At 68.7% G+C, this 14,743-nt stretch carries 19 protein-coding genes; 11 read left to right on the plus strand and 8 right to left on the minus strand.

From position 1 onward, the window contains the following. Nucleotides 1-54 precede the first annotated feature (54 nt). From HCR12_RS12180 to HCR12_RS12190, 3 genes are all read left to right on the plus strand, one after another. Nucleotides 55-426: a winged helix-turn-helix transcriptional regulator gene (locus HCR12_RS12180; protein WP_224763497.1), complete on the plus strand. Its 372-nt coding sequence runs from the start codon at nucleotides 55-57 to the stop codon at nucleotides 424-426. A gap of 147 nt (nucleotides 427-573) precedes the next feature. Beyond that, nucleotides 574-1,893, plus strand: a complete 1,320-nt coding sequence (aspS, locus tag HCR12_RS12185; protein ID WP_166866786.1) for an aspartate--tRNA(Asn) ligase — start codon at nucleotides 574-576, stop codon at nucleotides 1,891-1,893. Nucleotides 1,894-1,969: 76 nt separating this feature from the next. Next, complete coding sequence (locus HCR12_RS12190) at nucleotides 1,970-2,560, plus strand: hypothetical protein (RefSeq protein ID WP_166866788.1); 591 nt, start codon at nucleotides 1,970-1,972, stop codon at nucleotides 2,558-2,560. 22 nt (nucleotides 2,561-2,582) lie between these two features. On the opposite strand, the gene HCR12_RS12195 is transcribed toward HCR12_RS12190, so the two are convergent. After that, nucleotides 2,583-2,879 (minus strand): Dabb family protein, encoded by a 297-nt coding sequence (locus HCR12_RS12195; protein ID WP_166866790.1) that lies wholly within the window; start codon nucleotides 2,877-2,879, stop codon nucleotides 2,583-2,585. Then, nucleotides 2,876-3,133 (minus strand): glutaredoxin family protein, encoded by a 258-nt coding sequence (locus tag HCR12_RS12200; protein ID WP_166866792.1) that lies wholly within the window; start codon nucleotides 3,131-3,133, stop codon nucleotides 2,876-2,878. Before HCR12_RS12200 ends, HCR12_RS12195 begins: the two co-directional genes overlap by 4 nt. A 20-nt stretch (nucleotides 3,134-3,153) precedes the next feature. Here HCR12_RS12200 and HCR12_RS12205 point away from each other — a divergent pair, with 20 nt between their 5' ends. Continuing rightward, the gene (locus tag HCR12_RS12205; RefSeq protein WP_166866794.1) at nucleotides 3,154-3,909 is read left to right on the plus strand and encodes an HAD family hydrolase; all 756 of its coding nucleotides are present in this window, start codon (nucleotides 3,154-3,156) and stop codon (nucleotides 3,907-3,909) included. 228 nt (nucleotides 3,910-4,137) lie between these two features. Here HCR12_RS12205 and HCR12_RS12210 read toward each other — a convergent pair whose 3' ends face one another. Both HCR12_RS12210 and HCR12_RS12215 read right to left on the minus strand, forming a co-directional pair. Then, nucleotides 4,138-4,236, minus strand: a complete 99-nt coding sequence (locus tag HCR12_RS12210; RefSeq protein WP_003792170.1) for a 30S ribosomal protein bS22 — start codon at nucleotides 4,234-4,236, stop codon at nucleotides 4,138-4,140. A 121-nt stretch (nucleotides 4,237-4,357) separates the two neighbouring features. Then, nucleotides 4,358-4,558, minus strand: coding sequence for a helix-turn-helix domain-containing protein (locus HCR12_RS12215; protein ID WP_166866795.1), 201 nt, complete (start codon nucleotides 4,556-4,558; stop codon nucleotides 4,358-4,360). A gap of 139 nt (nucleotides 4,559-4,697) precedes the next feature. Here HCR12_RS12215 and HCR12_RS12220 point away from each other — a divergent pair, with 139 nt between their 5' ends. Further along, nucleotides 4,698-5,750, plus strand: a complete 1,053-nt coding sequence (locus HCR12_RS12220; protein WP_166866796.1) for an FUSC family protein — start codon at nucleotides 4,698-4,700, stop codon at nucleotides 5,748-5,750. A 9-nt stretch (nucleotides 5,751-5,759) separates the two neighbouring features. Here the strand turns inward: HCR12_RS12220 and HCR12_RS12225 are convergent, their stop codons facing one another. Continuing rightward, a complete protein-coding gene (locus HCR12_RS12225; protein WP_166866797.1) occupies nucleotides 5,760-6,215 on the minus strand; it encodes an ArsR/SmtB family transcription factor in 456 nt (151 codons plus the stop codon). 69 nt (nucleotides 6,216-6,284) lie between these two features. Between HCR12_RS12225 and HCR12_RS12230 the strand changes: the two genes are divergently transcribed. Next, entirely contained in the window at nucleotides 6,285-7,712 is a 1,428-nt protein-coding gene (locus HCR12_RS12230) for a TrkH family potassium uptake protein (protein WP_166866798.1), read from the plus strand. After that, a complete protein-coding gene (locus HCR12_RS12235; RefSeq protein ID WP_166866799.1) occupies nucleotides 7,705-8,373 on the plus strand; it encodes a potassium channel family protein in 669 nt (222 codons plus the stop codon). The genes HCR12_RS12230 and HCR12_RS12235 overlap by 8 nt, the downstream gene beginning before the upstream one ends. Before the next feature lie 10 nt (nucleotides 8,374-8,383). Here HCR12_RS12235 and proC read toward each other — a convergent pair whose 3' ends face one another. Beyond that, nucleotides 8,384-9,208: a pyrroline-5-carboxylate reductase gene (gene proC, locus HCR12_RS12240; protein ID WP_166866800.1), complete on the minus strand. Its 825-nt coding sequence runs from the start codon at nucleotides 9,206-9,208 to the stop codon at nucleotides 8,384-8,386. Between the two features lie 22 nt (nucleotides 9,209-9,230). Between proC and HCR12_RS12245 the strand changes: the two genes are divergently transcribed. Beyond that, nucleotides 9,231-10,190, plus strand: a complete 960-nt coding sequence (locus HCR12_RS12245) for a cation diffusion facilitator family transporter (protein ID WP_166866801.1) — start codon at nucleotides 9,231-9,233, stop codon at nucleotides 10,188-10,190. Between the two features lie 148 nt (nucleotides 10,191-10,338). Here HCR12_RS12245 and tadA read toward each other — a convergent pair whose 3' ends face one another. After that, on the minus strand, nucleotides 10,339-10,806 hold the full coding sequence (gene tadA / locus HCR12_RS12250; protein WP_224763499.1) for a tRNA adenosine(34) deaminase TadA: 468 nt from the start codon (nucleotides 10,804-10,806) through the stop codon (nucleotides 10,339-10,341). 12 nt (nucleotides 10,807-10,818) lie between these two features. Here tadA and upp point away from each other — a divergent pair, with 12 nt between their 5' ends. The 3 genes from upp to HCR12_RS12265 all read left to right on the plus strand — a co-directional run bounded on the left by upp (nucleotide 10,819) and on the right by HCR12_RS12265 (nucleotide 13,844). Continuing rightward, nucleotides 10,819-11,451 carry a uracil phosphoribosyltransferase gene (gene upp / locus HCR12_RS12255; protein WP_166866802.1) on the plus strand — a complete coding sequence of 211 codons (633 nt, stop codon included), beginning with the start codon at nucleotides 10,819-10,821 and terminating at the stop codon, nucleotides 11,449-11,451. Between the two features lie 427 nt (nucleotides 11,452-11,878). Next, nucleotides 11,879-12,604, plus strand: coding sequence for a winged helix-turn-helix domain-containing protein (locus tag HCR12_RS12260; RefSeq protein WP_166866804.1), 726 nt, complete (start codon nucleotides 11,879-11,881; stop codon nucleotides 12,602-12,604). A 154-nt stretch (nucleotides 12,605-12,758) separates the two neighbouring features. Continuing rightward, entirely contained in the window at nucleotides 12,759-13,844 is a 1,086-nt protein-coding gene (locus HCR12_RS12265) for a 2,3-butanediol dehydrogenase (protein ID WP_166866806.1), read from the plus strand. Nucleotides 13,845-13,851: 7 nt separating this feature from the next. Here the strand turns inward: HCR12_RS12265 and HCR12_RS12270 are convergent, their stop codons facing one another. Then, nucleotides 13,852-14,724 (minus strand): DMT family transporter, encoded by an 873-nt coding sequence (locus tag HCR12_RS12270; protein WP_166866808.1) that lies wholly within the window; start codon nucleotides 14,722-14,724, stop codon nucleotides 13,852-13,854. Nucleotides 14,725-14,743 lie beyond the last annotated feature (19 nt).

The following is a 14,743-nucleotide window of genomic DNA, read 5'->3' on the forward strand; positions in this document are numbered from 1 at the left end:
TCGACGCATGCTCGCGATCCTGCAACATCGACGTAAGCGACTTACATTGAGTGAGTGGATCCTCAGGCCGACCTTCTGCACATCGACGACGACGCATGCCGCCGTTTCCTGTCATCCGCCGAGCTCATCGGCCGACGCTGGAGCCCCGGCATCATGCTCGCGATCGGTCGCGGCGCGCACCGATTCAGCCGCATCGTCACCGCGGTCGACGGCCTCTCGGATCGGATGGCCGCCCAGCGCCTGCGGGAACTGGAGGCCGCGCAGCTCATCGTGCGACGCGTCGTCCCCACCACGCCCGTGCAGGTGCGGTACGAGCTGTCGCCGGCCGGGCGCGAACTCCTGCAGTCGCTCCAGCCGCTCGCGGAATGGTCGCACCGATGGGAGGGTCTCCTCGATACCGCCCGCGCCGACGAACGCGCGTCCTGAGCCGCCTCAGACGCCGAGGCGCGTGAGCGCGGTCTCGAGGCGTCGAGCTCACCCTCGACGACGAGCTCGAGGTGCTGCGGGGCCTCCCCGCCTGACGCCCGAGGCCGCGCGGTTCGCGTGCAGGCGGCCCGACTAGACTTGGCCACCGTGACCGACCGCACCCTCATCAAGAACCTCGCCGCCGCCCCCGCCGGAACCGTGACCGTCTCCGGATGGGTCGACACGGTGCGCGACCAGAAGAAGGTGCAGTTCGTCGTGCTGCGCGACGAGTCGGGTGCCGCACAACTCGTGCACCCCCGCACGGACGTCGACGAGCCCGGCAGCGACCCCATCGCGACCACCATCTCCGGCCTCAGCACCGGCAGCTTCATCACCGTCACCGGTGAGCTCAAGCACGACGAGCGCGTCAAGCTCGGCGGCCTCGAGGTGAAGATCGAGTCGATCGACGTCGCCTCCGTCGCCCTCGACTCCCCCATCGCCGACGACTCGTCCATCGACAAGCGTCTCGACTGGCGCTTCCTCGACCTGCGCCGCCCCGAGCAGAACCTCATCTTCCGTGTGCAGACCACGTTCCTGCATGCGCTGCGCACCTGGTGGGTGGAGAACGACTTCGTCGAGATCCACACCCCCAAGCTCATGGCGTCCGCCTCCGAGAGCCGTGCCGAGCTGTTCGAGGTCGAGTACTTCGACACCAAGGCGTACCTCGCGCAGAGCCCCCAGTTCTTCAAGCAGATGGCCCAGCCGGCCGGCTTCGGCAAGGTCTTCGAGGTCGCCCCCGCGTTCCGAGCCGACCCGAGCTTCACGAGCCGTCACGCCACCGAGTTCATCTCGGTCGACGCCGAGATCAGCTGGGTCGAGAGCCACGAAGACGTCATGGCGATGCACGAGCAGCTGCTCGTCGCGGGCCTCACCGCCGTCAGGGAGAAGCACGGCGACGAGATCAAGGCGGCATTCGACGTCGACGTGACCGTGCCGAGCCTGCCGTTCCCGCGCATCCCGCTCGCGAAGGCCCACGAGATCGTCGAGTCGCGCGGCTACAAGGTGCCCCGCGCCGACGGCGACCTCGACCCCGAGGGCGAGCGCAAGCTCAGCGAATACGTGCGCGAGGAGCTCGGCCACGAGTTCGTGTTCGTGACCGACTACACCTCGAACATCCGGCCGTTCTACCACATGCGCCACGAGGACGACCAGAACCTCACCAACAGCTACGACCTGCTGTTCAACGGCACCGAGATCTCCACCGGCGCCCAGCGCGAGCACCGCATCGACGTGCTCGTCGCGCAGGCCAAGGACAAGGGCATGGACCCGGAGGAGCTCGAGTTCTACCTCGACTTCTTCCGGTACGGCGTGCCCCCGCACGGCGGATTCGGCATGGGCCTCAGCCGCGTGATCATGCTCATGCTGCACCAGCCCTCGATCCGCGAGGTCACCTACCTATTCCGCGGACCGAACCGCCTCACGCCGTAAGGCCGCAGACAACAGAAGGGGCGCTCCATCCGGGGCGCCCCTTCTCATATCCGGTCGCGGTCACTACGCTCTCGGCATGTTCTTCGCGCCGCTGCCCGAACCGGAGGAGATCCACGAGCAGCGCTGGATTCCACCGGAGTGGATGGAGCCCCCGCTCGGCGAGCTGCCGGCCTCGGTGCCGATGGACCGCGTTCTCGCCCGAACGGCGAACATGGCCTTCGTGCTCCGCCCGATCGAGGTGCACCGGAACGGCATCCGCCTCGTGCTCCAGGTGCTGATCGTGAGGCGGGAGCTCGATCTGCTTGCGTGGAGCGAACTCACTGCGGCCTGCTCGGACAGCGACCCCAGTCGTTCGACGGAGGTGCTTCGCATCGGGGTGAGCTTCGCTGATGGCAGTCGAGTGGAGGCCCCGCAGTGGATGCACCCGGAGTCGACGCCCGACGGGCCGATGCTCACCCGGCGCGAGAGCGGTGGAGGTGGCGGCACCGAGAGCTACGTCCTGACATTCGGCTTCTGGCTGTGGCCCGCGCCGCCCGCCGAGCCGTTCACCCTGCACTGGATGTGGCAGGCGCTCGACATCCCGGAGGGGTCGCTCGAACTCGACGGCGCCGCATTCGCGGCCGCGCGCGAGCACGTCCAGCTGCTGTGGCCGGGCGACGCCGACTAGCGCCGGATCAGGCTGCGGAGGCTCAGAACTCGTAGTCGACGCACGAGCGCGCCGACACGACCGACTTGATGAAGCCAGCGGCCTCCACGTGCGCGGGGTGCACCTGGTAGGCGGCGAGGTCCTCGCGCGACGCGAACACCGAGTTGAGAACGACATCCCAGTTGCCGTCGTTGTCGTTCAGGTCGAAGCCCACCTCGATGAGCTCCGCGGCGAGCTGGCCGCGCAGACCTTCGAGGCGCTCGCGGATGCCCTCAGCGTCCGAGGCGCGCTGGGCGGCGTCTTCGGCGGCGAGCTTCCAGGAGACGATGTGGCGGATCATGCGGTGTTCTCTTTCTCGTCGAGCGCGCGTCGCAGCCGGGTCGGGTCGACGCGCCAGATGGTGTGCACGCGATCATCGATCAGCAGAACGGGGATCTCCTCCGCGTACTGGACCGTGAGCGCCTCATCGTCGAGGATATTGCGCTCCTCGAGCTCGAGGCCGCGTTCAGCGGCGATCTCGAGGACGATCGCACGGGCGTCATCGCACAGATGACATCCGGGCTTTCCGAGAAGGGTGAGGCGCGGGGCGGGCACACACCTAGACTATGTGGGTCATGCCCGAGGAACAGCCCGCAACGTCGCCGCGCCCGGTGGTCGCGTTCTTCGACGTCGACAACACGCTCATGCGCGGCGCGAGCATCTTCCACGTGGGCCGCGAGGCCTGGGTGCAGGGCATGGTCGGCTGGCGCGATCTGATGCGCTTCGCCTGGCAGCAGCGGCGCTTCACGAAGGTGGGCGAGAACCACCACCACATGGCGTCGGCCCGCGAACGGGCGCTCGGCATCATCGCCGGCCACCACGAGCACAAGGTGCGCGAGATCGGCGAAGCCATCTGGGAGGAGCGACTCGCTCCCCGGATGTGGCCGGAGACGGTCGCGCTCGCCCACGAGCACCTCGCGAAGGGCCACCAGGTGTGGCTCGTCTCCGCGACCCCCACCGAGGTGGGCCAGATCATCGCCGAGAAGCTCGGCCTCACCGGCGCGATCGGCACGGATGTCGAGAAGGTCGACGGGCACTACACGGGCCGCCTGCAGGGCACCGTGATGCACGGTGAGCAGAAGGCGGTCGCTGCTCGGGCCCTCGCGGCGGAGATCGGTGCGGATCTCGACGCGTCGTGGGCGTACTCGGACAGCCGCAACGACATCCCGCTGCTCGAACTCGTGGGCAACCGCATCGCCGTCAACCCCGACTCCGGGCTCGCGCGCTACGCCGCCGAGAACGGCTGGCCCACGATGACGCTCGACCCGTCGTCGATCAAGGCGCAGCTCCGGCGCGTGCGCCGCGACGCGAAGCGCGTCAAGCCCGCCTGACGGCGCCCCCGCATCCGCCCCCGCCGAGAGCCACCTGCCTTCTCAGGGCGCCATAGACATGTCTCTGCCGCCGCGGACATCCGCGCGTGCTCCCAGACACCCGCACGCGGGTGTCCAAAGCAGCGCAGACATGTCTATGCCGAGAAGCCGGAGGAGACGCCGAGCTGCAGGAGCCGGGAGGCCCGGACATGACGGAGCCCCAGGCCGTTCGGCCCGGGGCTCACGCGGTCACTTCTTGTTGCGACGCTGGTGGCGAGTCTTGCGCAGCAGCTTGCGGTGCTTCTTCTTCGCCATGCGCTTGCGACGCTTCTTGATGACTGAACCCATAGTTCACCCCAATCGTTCGTATCTCGGACCCCTGGTCCGTACGACCGCGGGAAGCCTAACCGGGAGATTCTATCAAAGCCCGAAACGGGCTCGCTCCACACGGAGCTGCAGGCGAGCGGACTCAGCCGGCGCGCACGTCCGAATCGGTCATGCCGATCACCTGGGCGACCGCGGATTCGGGGATGCGGTACGAGCGCCCGAAGCGCACGGCGGGCAGCTCACCCGAGTGAACGAGGCGGTAGACGGTCATGCTCGACACCCGCATCATGTCCGCGACTTCCTGAACCGTCAGGAAGCGCATGTCCGAGAAGTCGCGAACCATTTCCGCCTCTGTGCATCGTTGTTGTGGGTGTGACTCGTGTGACTGGTGTGACTCGAGTGCTCTGCCACAGAGTAGAGGTTCATTCGACCCCTGTCCAGAGGCCCTGCCCGGCACCCGGGCGCCATGCGACGCTGGGGCGATGAAGATGCTGCTGGGCTTCCTCGGCGCTCGGCGACAGCCAGCGACACAGGTCGCCAAATCCGCGGTCGCCACGATCGCGGCGTGGCTCATCGCCACCTGGGTGGTCAACGGAGCCCTGCCCGTCTTCGCTGCGATCGCAGCCCTTCTCGTCGTGCAGCCGAGCGTCAACCAGTCAGCCTTGAAGGCGATCGAGCGCTCGGTGGGAGTGATCTCCGGAGTGGGGATCGCCTCCGGTCTCACGGTCGTCTTCGGGCAGGCTCCCTGGGTCGCGCTCGTCGCGGTCACCGCCGCACTCGTGCTCGCCTGGCTGCTTCGGATGACCCCTGGCACGACCTACCAGATCGCCATCTCGGCGCTGCTGGCGATCTCGCTCGGCTCGTCGACACCCAACTACGCGGTCGACAGGATCGTCGAGACGATCATCGGCGCGGCCACCGGCTTCGTCGTCAACCTGATCATCGTGCCGCCCGTCGCGCTCGCGCCTGCGAAGCAGGCCGTCTCCGCCCTGGGTGAGGAGGTCGCGAAATCGATGGAGCGCCTCTCCGAGAGCCTCACGTCGCTCCAGACACCAGCGAAGCTGGAAGAGCTGATGATCAAGGTGCGCCTGCTGCGACCGATGGTGTCAGCCGCAGACGACGCGATCGCCGACGCCCAGGAATCCCTCACCCTCAACCCGCGCGCTCGCAAGCACCGTGAGGACCTCGAGCAGATCGAGACGACCCGCAATCTGCTTCGCCCCATCGTCTCCCAGGTCATGGGCATGACGCGGGCCGTCTACGACCACTACGACAAGACACTCGCGAGCGAGCCGAGCGCTGGCACGATCGCCGAGCAGCTGCAGCTCGCCGCACAGGATGTGCGACGCAGGTCGGCGACCGCAGCCCCCGGCACCTCATCCACCGACAGCGGGTCGACCGACCTCAGCGAGCGGATCCCCCTCGTCAGCGCCCCGCTCACACAGCACGAGCCGTCATCCGACCACTGGATCCTCGTGGGCTCGCTGCTCGAGGATCTGCGGCGCATCCGCGAGGAGCTCGCGGCACGCGACTGACGGGAGAGTTCAGCCCTTGCGGCGTCGCGGCATCTTCTCGGAGACCCGCTGACGCGCGCCCTCGATCTTCTCCTGCGCGGACTCGAACGCGGATCGGGCGGCGTTCGCCGTCTCGGCGGCGGTGCGACCGAGACGGTCGCCGAACTCGGCCCCCGCCCATGCGGCGTAGACGGTCGTAGCCCCCGACTCGTCCCTGCCGACGGTGAAGTCGGTGAACGGCTCGAGCCACACCTCGATCTCCTCGAGGGGGCTCGCGTCGAGACGGTAGAAGCGGTGCTGGCCCTCTTCGCGAACCGACACCAGATCGTGCTCGCGCAGCACCTTCAGGTGCTTCGAGACGGTCGGCTGCGCGACCCCGAGCTCGGTGACGAGATCGCCTACCGACAGCTCGCCCCGACTCTCCAGAAGGGAGCGAAGGATCTCGCGTCGCGTGCCATCCGAGAGGACGTCGAAGATGTCGGCCATTCCGACAGGATAGCCAGGCTGATCCGGGAGTACCATTTGCTGTTCCGACCCGTGAGCAGAAGGAGAGCCGTGCGCGCCACGTCGGTGCGGCGAGATCCGTTCATCGCCCGCGTCTCCCATCGCGTCGGCGACTTCGCGACGCTCACCCCCGCCCGCTTCGCCATCGCGGTCTTCGCGAGCCTCGTGATCGTCTTCACGATCCTGTTCTCGCTGCCCATCGCGACCGCCGACGGCAGGACGCCGGACCTCATCGACGCGCTCTTCACCGCCATCTCCGTCATCTGCGTCACAGGCCTGTCCACGGTCGACATGGCGACGTTCTGGTCGCCCTTCGGGCACGTTCTCGTGTTCATCGGCGTCGAGATCGGCGGGATCGGCGTGCTGACGGTCGCCTCGATCCTCGGCCTCATCATCAGCAGGCGCATGGGGCTGCGCCAGAAGCTCATGGCCGCGGGCGACGCGAACCCCCTGCGCATCCGCCGGGGCCCTGTCGCCGAGGGCCAGGCCGTGCGTCTCGGCGAGACGCGCAACCTGCTCGCGACGGTCGCGGTGAGCGTCATCGTGATCGAACTCGCGATCGCGGCGCTCATCTTCCCTCGCCTGCTCATCGCGGGTGTCGATCCGCTCACGGCGCTGTGGGAATCGATCTACTTCTCGGCGATGGCGTTCACCAACACCGGTTTCTCCCCCGCGCCCGAGGGCATCTCGATGTTCGCGAGCGACTGGTGGTTCCTCGGGGCGCTCATGCTCGCGACAGTGCTCGGGGCGATCGGGTTCCCGGTGATCTACGCGCTGCGCAAGAGCCTCTTCGCCCCGCACCGCTGGTCGCTGCACGTCAAGCTCACTCTCGTGACGTTCGGGCTGCTGATCGTGGGCGGCACCGTCGCCTACCTCGCGCTCGAATGGGACAACCCCGACACGATGGGGTCGATGGATCTCGGCGAGCGCGTGCTCCACAGCCTCTTCATCTCGGTGATGTCGCGTTCCGGAGGCTTCTCGGCGATCGACATCGCCTCCCTCGACGGATCGAGCCTGCTCGTGACCGACATGCTCATGTTCGTGGGCGGCGGCTCGGCGTCCACGGCGGGCGGCATCAAGGTGACGACCCTCGCGATCCTGTTCCTCGCGGCGTTCGCCGAGGCGCGCGGCGCCGACGACATGGAGGCCGCCGGACGCCGCATCCCGATCGATGTGCTGCGTCTCGCCGTCTCGGTCGTGCTGTGGGGCGCCACGATCGTCGCGACCGCGAGCATCATCATCCTGCTCATCAACGACGACGCCCCGCTCGACTATGTGCTGTTCGATGTGATCAGCGCGTTCGCCACATGCGGGCTCACCACCGGCTTCACCCAGAGCGCCGGGGAAGCAACGCAGGCGGTCATCGCTGCGACCATGTTCCTCGGACGCATCGGCACTGTGACACTCGCCGCGGCTCTCGCGGCATCAACGCGACGGCAGCTGTTCCGTCGCCCGGAGGAAAGGCCCATCGTTGGTTGAGAAGATCGCCCACGACGCACCCGTTCTCGTGATCGGCCTCGGCCGGTTCGGGGCGGCGACCGCCGGCCAGCTGCAGCGCCTCGACCGCGAGGTGCTCGCCGTCGACGAGGATATGGCTCTCGTCCAGAAGTGGTCCGAGCGGGTCACCCATGCCGTGCAGGCGGATGCCCGCTCGATCGACGCACTGCGGCAGATCGGGGCGGATGATTTCCAGATCGCCGTCGTCGCGGTCGGCAGCTCGATCGAGGCCAGCGTGCTCATCACCGCGAACCTCGTCGACCTGAAGGTGCCGCAGATCTGGGCGAAGGCCATCAGCCAGTCACACGGCAAGATCCTGTCGCGCATCGGCGCCAGCCACGTGATCTATCCGGAAGCGGAGGCGGGCGAGCGCGTCGCGCACCTGGTCTCCGGACGCCTCATCGACTTCATCGAGTTCGACGACGGCTTCGCGATCGTCAAGATGTACCCGCCGAAGCCGATCCGCGGACTCACGCTCACCGAGTCGCGTGTGCGCGAGAAGTACGGCATCACGGTGGTGGGGGTGAAGAGCCCCGGCAAAGAGTTCACGTACGCGACGGCCGACACCCTCATCTCGAACCACGACCTCATCATCGCGAGCGGGTCGACGCAGGATCTGGAGAGGTTCGCGGCACTCGGCTGAGCGCGAGGGCCTAGGCGCCTGCGGCGAGCTCTCGCGCGCGCGCGATCGCCGCGTGCGCTCCCGCCTCGAACGTGTCGGCGAGCTTAGCCTCGTCGAGCACCGCGATGAGGCGCTCGGTGGTGCCCTTGGGGCTCGTCACCCGGCGGCGCAGCTCGGCGGGCTCCTCACCCGTCGATTCGAGCATGAGTGCCGAGCCGATGAGCGTCTGCTCGGCCATCGTCTTCGCGGTCGCGCGGTCGAATCCGAGTCGCTCGGCGGCGGTCGTCAGCTGCTCGACCAGGAAGAAGACGGTCGCGGGACCGGATCCCGAGATCGCCGAGAGCGCGTCGATCTGATCCTCGGGCAGCACGATGACCTCGCCCACCGCCTCGAAGAGGCTGCGCGCGGCCTCGAGGTGCTGATCACCGGAACGCGAGCCCGCCGCGATGCCCGTGACCGCGCGGCCCACGAGGGCCGGCGTGTTCGGCATCGTGCGGATGACGGGGTTCGGCACCGAGGCCTCCATCGTCGCCGTCGTGATGCCCGCCGCGACGCTCACGACGAGCGCCTCCGGGGCGAGCGCGTCGGCGATCTCGCCGAGCGTCTCCACCACCATCGCGGGCTTCACACCCAGCAGCACGACACCCGCGCCCTCGACGGCGGCGGCGTTCGCATCCGCGCGCTCCTCGAGTGCGAACGCGCGCACGCCCTCCGCGCGCCAGGACTCGGCGGATGCGGTCGAACGGGTGCTCACCGTCACCGTGCTCGGGTCGACGCCCGAGGCGATCAGCCCGCGGGTGATGGCCCCGGCCATAGAACCTGCTCCGAGAACCGCAAGGGGTGAATGCGTCGACATGTGCTCATCCTAGAATCGCTCCATGAGCGCGTCAGGCGGCACCAAGGCGATCATCGCGGCGTTCCTCGCCAATGCGGGAATCGCCGTCACGAAGTTCATCGCATGGGCCCTCTCGGGCTCCAGCTCGATGCTCGCCGAAGGCGTGCACTCGGTCGCCGACGCCGGCAACCAGCTGCTGCTTCTGGTCGGCGGGCGCAAGGCCCGCAAGCAGGCCGATGCGGAGCATCCGTTCGGCTACGGACGCGAGCGCTACGTGTACGCGTTCGTGGTCGCGATCATCCTGTTCTCCGTGGGCGGCGTGTTCTCGATCTACGAGGGCATCGACAAGCTCACCCATCCGCATCCGCTCGAGAACGCGTGGGTGCCGATCGTCGTGCTGCTCATCGCGATCGTGCTCGAGTCGTTCTCGCTGCGCACCGCGGTGAAGGAGGCGAACCACGTGCGCGGGCGCCAGAGCTGGGTGCAGTTCGTGCGCCGCGCGAAGCAGCCTGAGCTGCCCGTCGTGCTGCTCGAGGATGTCGCCGCGCTGCTCGGCCTCGTGCTCGCGCTCACGGGTGTCGGCCTCACGATCCTCACGGGTGACAACCTGTGGGACGGCATCGGCACGATCGCGATCGGCGTGCTGCTCGTTGCCGTCGCGGTCATCCTGGGCATCGAGACGAAGAGCCTGCTCGTGGGCGAGGGTGCGAACCCCGACGACCACGCGAAGATCCTCGCGGCGCTCAACAACCACCCGCAGGTCGAGGCCGTCATCCACATGAAGACGCTCTACATCGGCCCTGACGAGCTGCTCGTGGGCGCGAAGATCGCGGTGCCCGGCGCCCTCCGCGCCGCCGACCTCGCGACCGCGATCGACGCCGTCGAGGCGAGTGTGCGCGAAGCGGTGCCCGCGGCCCGCGTCATCTACCTCGAGCCCGACATCTACGTGGCTCGCGGCGAGAACCCCTCGACCGACGCGATCGTCATCCGCAGCACCGACTAGCTCCGGGGCCACCTCGGCGCGCCGAGCCGGCCCCGCTCAGCGCAGCCGGCCTCGAGGTGTCAGTTTGTGTCGCCTACGGCTGCCGCTGGGCGGCACAAACTGACACCTCGGGGTTCGGAGAGGGGGGTTGGCGGCGGATGCGGCGAGGCTAGAGCTCGGTGGCGCGGGCGCCCGCGAAGAACTCGCGCAGCAGGGCGGCGCAGTCGTCCTCGAGGACGCCCGTCACGACCTCGCGCACACGGTAGGGCAGGGTGCGGTCGCGCAGCAGATCGTGCACACTCCCCGCGGCACCCGCCTTCTCATCCCATGCGCCGAACACGACGCGCGGGATGCGGGCCGCGAGGATCGCCCCCGCGCACATGACGCACGGTTCGAGCGTGACGACGAGCGTCACATCGTCGAGGCGCCAGGATCCGCGCTTCTCCGCCGCGCGGCGGATGGCGACGACCTCGGCGTGGGCCGTCGGATCCGCGTGCTTCTCGCGCTCGTTGCGACCGTGAGCGAGCACCGTGCCGTCGCGATCGACGATGACGGCACCCACCGGCACGTCGCCCGTGCGGAGGGCGAGCTCCGCATCCGCGAGCGCTGCTCGCATGGTCTCCAGGTCGGAGGGCATAGATTGAAGCCTATGCGAGTGCACGTGGCCGACCACCCCCTGATCACCCACAAGCTCACGGTGCTGCGCGATCAGCGCACCCCCGCCCCGGTGTTCCGGGCGCTCACCGAGGAGCTTGTGACGCTGCTGGCGTATGAGGCGACGCGCAATGTGCGCACCACGGAGGTGACCGTGCAGACGCCCGTCGCCCAGGCGACCGGTCTGTCGATCTCCGAGCCGAAGCCGCTCGTCGTACCGATCCTGCGCGCCGGCCTCGGAATGCTCGAAGGCATGGTCAAGCTCGTTCCCACGGCCGAGGTCGGCTTCCTCGGCATGGTGCGCGACCACGAGACGCTCGAGCCCACCACCTACGCCGAGCGCCTGCCCGACGACCTCTCGAACCGCCAGTGCTTCGTGCTCGACCCCATGCTCGCGACGGGCGGATCGCTCGGTGCCGCGATCGAGTTCCTCTTCGCGCGCGGTGCCGTCGATGTGACCGCGATCTGCATCCTCGCCGCCCCGGAGGGCATCGAGAAGGTGCGCGAGCTCACCGAAGGTCGCGAGGTCACCCTCGTCCTGGGCGCTGTCGACGAGAAGCTCAACGAACTCGGCTACATCGTTCCGGGTCTCGGCGACGCCGGAGACCGCCTGTACGGTCTCGCCTGATCCGAATCTTCGCAACGGCCCCGCATCGCACCCGCGATGGCGGGGCCGTCGCCGTTCCCGGCCCTGCCTGCAGGCGAGTAGCACATCCGCGGATCCGGGCCCGCCGTGTTACGCGCTGTGTTACGTCGCGGAGTGCCTCAGTTGACACACGACGTAACCCTCACCCAGACTTATGCGCATGACCGCTATCGCACGCCCCACGACCTCCTTCGAGGCCCTCGGGACTGCCGACATGATGTCGGCGCGTGCGGTCATGTGCTGTCGAATGTGCGCGTAGGCCCTTCCCTCCTCCGCCCTTCACTCACCCGCGAACATGGTGAACCCTCCGACGTCCGGCCCGTCCGCGCCCGACGATCGCGATCTCTTCGACAGCACCCGGCCCGCTGCCTCTGACGCAGCCGCCGACACCTCCCAAGGATTCGACGACATGTCTCTCGCCACCCTCGACACCCTTCGTCCCACCGCCCGTCGTTACCCCGCTCCGCGCATCGTTCCCGCGCACACGCCGGCCCCCGAGCCCGAGCGCCCGCGCATCCGCGCCGTCCCCGACGGCACCGAGGCCCGCGGCTTCGCCCTCTACGTGGGCGTCGACGAGCAGAAGGCCGCTGCAGCGGGTGTCTCGCTTCCGCAGCTCGTGGAGACGCTCAAGCGCACCATCGCCGACCTCGTCCCCGACGCGGGCACCTACGCCGCCGTCGCTCTCGCACCCGAGGGTGCGGGCGGTCGCGACGTCGATGTGGTGCGCCTCGCCCTGCAGGATCCGGCCGCGCTCGCGAAGCACCGCCAGGCCACCGTGCCCGCCGAGGCCCCGGAGCCGAAGGGCGGCGTCGTGATCGATATCTCGCGCAAGCGCGTGCAGCTCGACGGCGACACCGCCCCGCTCACCTACAAGGAGTTCGAACTCCTGCAGTTCCTCGTGCTGCGCGAAGGCCGCACGATCGAACGCGCGGAGATCATCAGCACCCTCTGGGCGGACGGCGGCGACGACATCCCCAACGAGCGCACGATCGACGTGCACGTGCGCCGCCTGCGCTCGAAGCTCGGCGCCTACGAGGACATCGTGCGCACCGTGCGCGGATCCGGATACCGCTTCGACCGCCACGCGGATGTCACCATCCGCTGGGCCTCGACGCCGTCGCCCGACGTCTTCTGATCCGGCAGCCCGCCCCGCGCCAGCACAGGCCCGTGCACAGTCCCCGGTGAGACGAAAGCCCCTGGGGGTCGGCCGCCCCCGGGCGTAGCGTCGATCCGGACGCCGGGCATGACGGCGAGATGCGCCGCCCCCTTCCCGGCGGGATGGAGTCATCATGAAGGCTGCGCGCTACTACGACCGTGGAGACGTCCGGATCGAAGACGTCCCGGAGCCGGAGCTGCGTCCGGGTGCTGTCGCGATCGACGTCGCGTTCTGCGGCATCTGCGGCAGCGACCTGCACGAGTACCTCGACGGCCCGATCTTCGTGCCTGCCCCCGGCCACCCGCATCCGCTCTCGGGTGAGGAGGCGCCGGTGACCCTCGGCCACGAGTTCTCGGGGATCGTGACGGCTCTCGGCGAGGGCGTGACGAAGGATCTGAAGGTGGGCGACTCGGTCGTGGTCGAGCCGTACTTCGTGTGCGGCGAGTGCGCCCAGTGCACGGCGGGCAACTACCACCTGTGCGAGAAGATGGGCTTCATCGGCCTCGCGGGCGGCGGCGGCGGACTGAGCGAGAAGATCGTCGTCGACGAGCGCTGGGTGCACCCCGTGGGTGACATCCCCCTCGATCAGGCGGCCCTCATCGAACCTCTCGCGGTGGCGCACCACGCGGTGGTGCGCTCGGGCGCGAAGGCGGGCGACGTGGCGCTGGTGGGCGGCGCGGGGCCGATCGGCCTGCTTGTCGGCGCGGTCCTCAAGGCCGAGGGCGTGACGGTGATCATGTCGGAGCTCAGCGAGGCACGCAAGCAGAAGGCACGGGAGACGGGCGTCGCCGATCACGTGATCGATCCGCGATCCGATGACCTCATCGAGCGCGTGCACGAGCTCACCGACGGTGTGGGAGTGGATGTGGCGTTCGAGTGCACGAGCGTCAACGTCGTGCTCGATCAGCTGTTCGACGCGGTGCGCCCCGCGGGCGTGATCGTGAACGTGTCGATCTGGGGCCACCCGGCCACGATCGACATGCAGAAGCTCGTGCTCAAGGAGATCGACCTGCGCGGCACGATCGCCTATGTGAACGACCACCCGGCGACGATCAAGCTCGTGCAGGACGGCAAGATCGATCTCGCGCCCTTCATCACGGCGAAGATCCCGCTGGATCGGCTCGTGGAGGACGGCTTCGACACCCTCATCCACCGGAACGAGACGGCGGTGAAGATCCTCGTCGAGGAGCCGGCTGGCGTGGCGGCACTGGGAGGCTGACTCCGCATCAGTCGGGGACGGCGCGCGGCTTCCGGGTCGCGCGGCGTTGCCCGATGTCGATGCCGGCGAGGGCGAGCGCGATGCCGATCGCCTGCAGCACGCCCAGGTGCTCGCCGCCGAGCAGCACCCCGAGCAGCACGCCCGTGACGGGGTTGAGGAGACCGATGATGCCGACGGTTCCCGCGGGGAGCTTCTCGAGTCCGACGAACCACACGACGTTCGCGATCGCGGTGCCGATGAGTCCCACATAGGCCATGGCGAGCCATCCGGATGCGTCGAGGGCGGGCGGCGGACCTTCGACGCCGATCGCGACGGCGGTCAGCAGCACGCCTCCGACGACGAGCTGCCACGCGGTCGCGGTGATCGGGTCGGCAGTGGCGCCCCACTTGCGGGTGAGGATCTGCGCGACCGCGGAGGTGAGGAGGCCGGTGACGGACGCGGCGACACCCCATCCGTCGATCGCACCGACCGCTCCGCCGACGAGCAGGATGACGCCGAGGATGCCGACCCCCGCGCCGATGAACATGTGCACGGTGGGACTCTGCTTGAGCATGAGCCATCCGAGCAGCGCGAAGACGAGCGGCGACGCGGCCATGATCGATGAGGCGACGGAGGTGGGCAGCAGCTGCGAGGCGATGTAGAGCAGCAGGAAGAACCCGCCCACGTTGAGCACGCCGAGCACGATGGTGCGCCACCACCCGATGTCACGCGGGGTGCGTCGGGCGATGAGGAGCAGAAGGAGCCCCGCGGGAAGGGCTCGAAGAGCCGCGCCCCATAAGGGCTGGTCAGCGGGCAGCCAGTGGCTCGTGACGAAGTAGACGCTCCCCCAGGCGATCGGGGCGATCGCCGTGAGCAGCACCCACTTCCACTTACCTTCCATGGAAGTGACTAACCGGTGA

This window comes from Salinibacterium sp. ZJ70, from assembly GCF_011751865.2.
GTDB lineage: Bacteria > Actinomycetota > Actinomycetes > Actinomycetales > Microbacteriaceae > Homoserinibacter.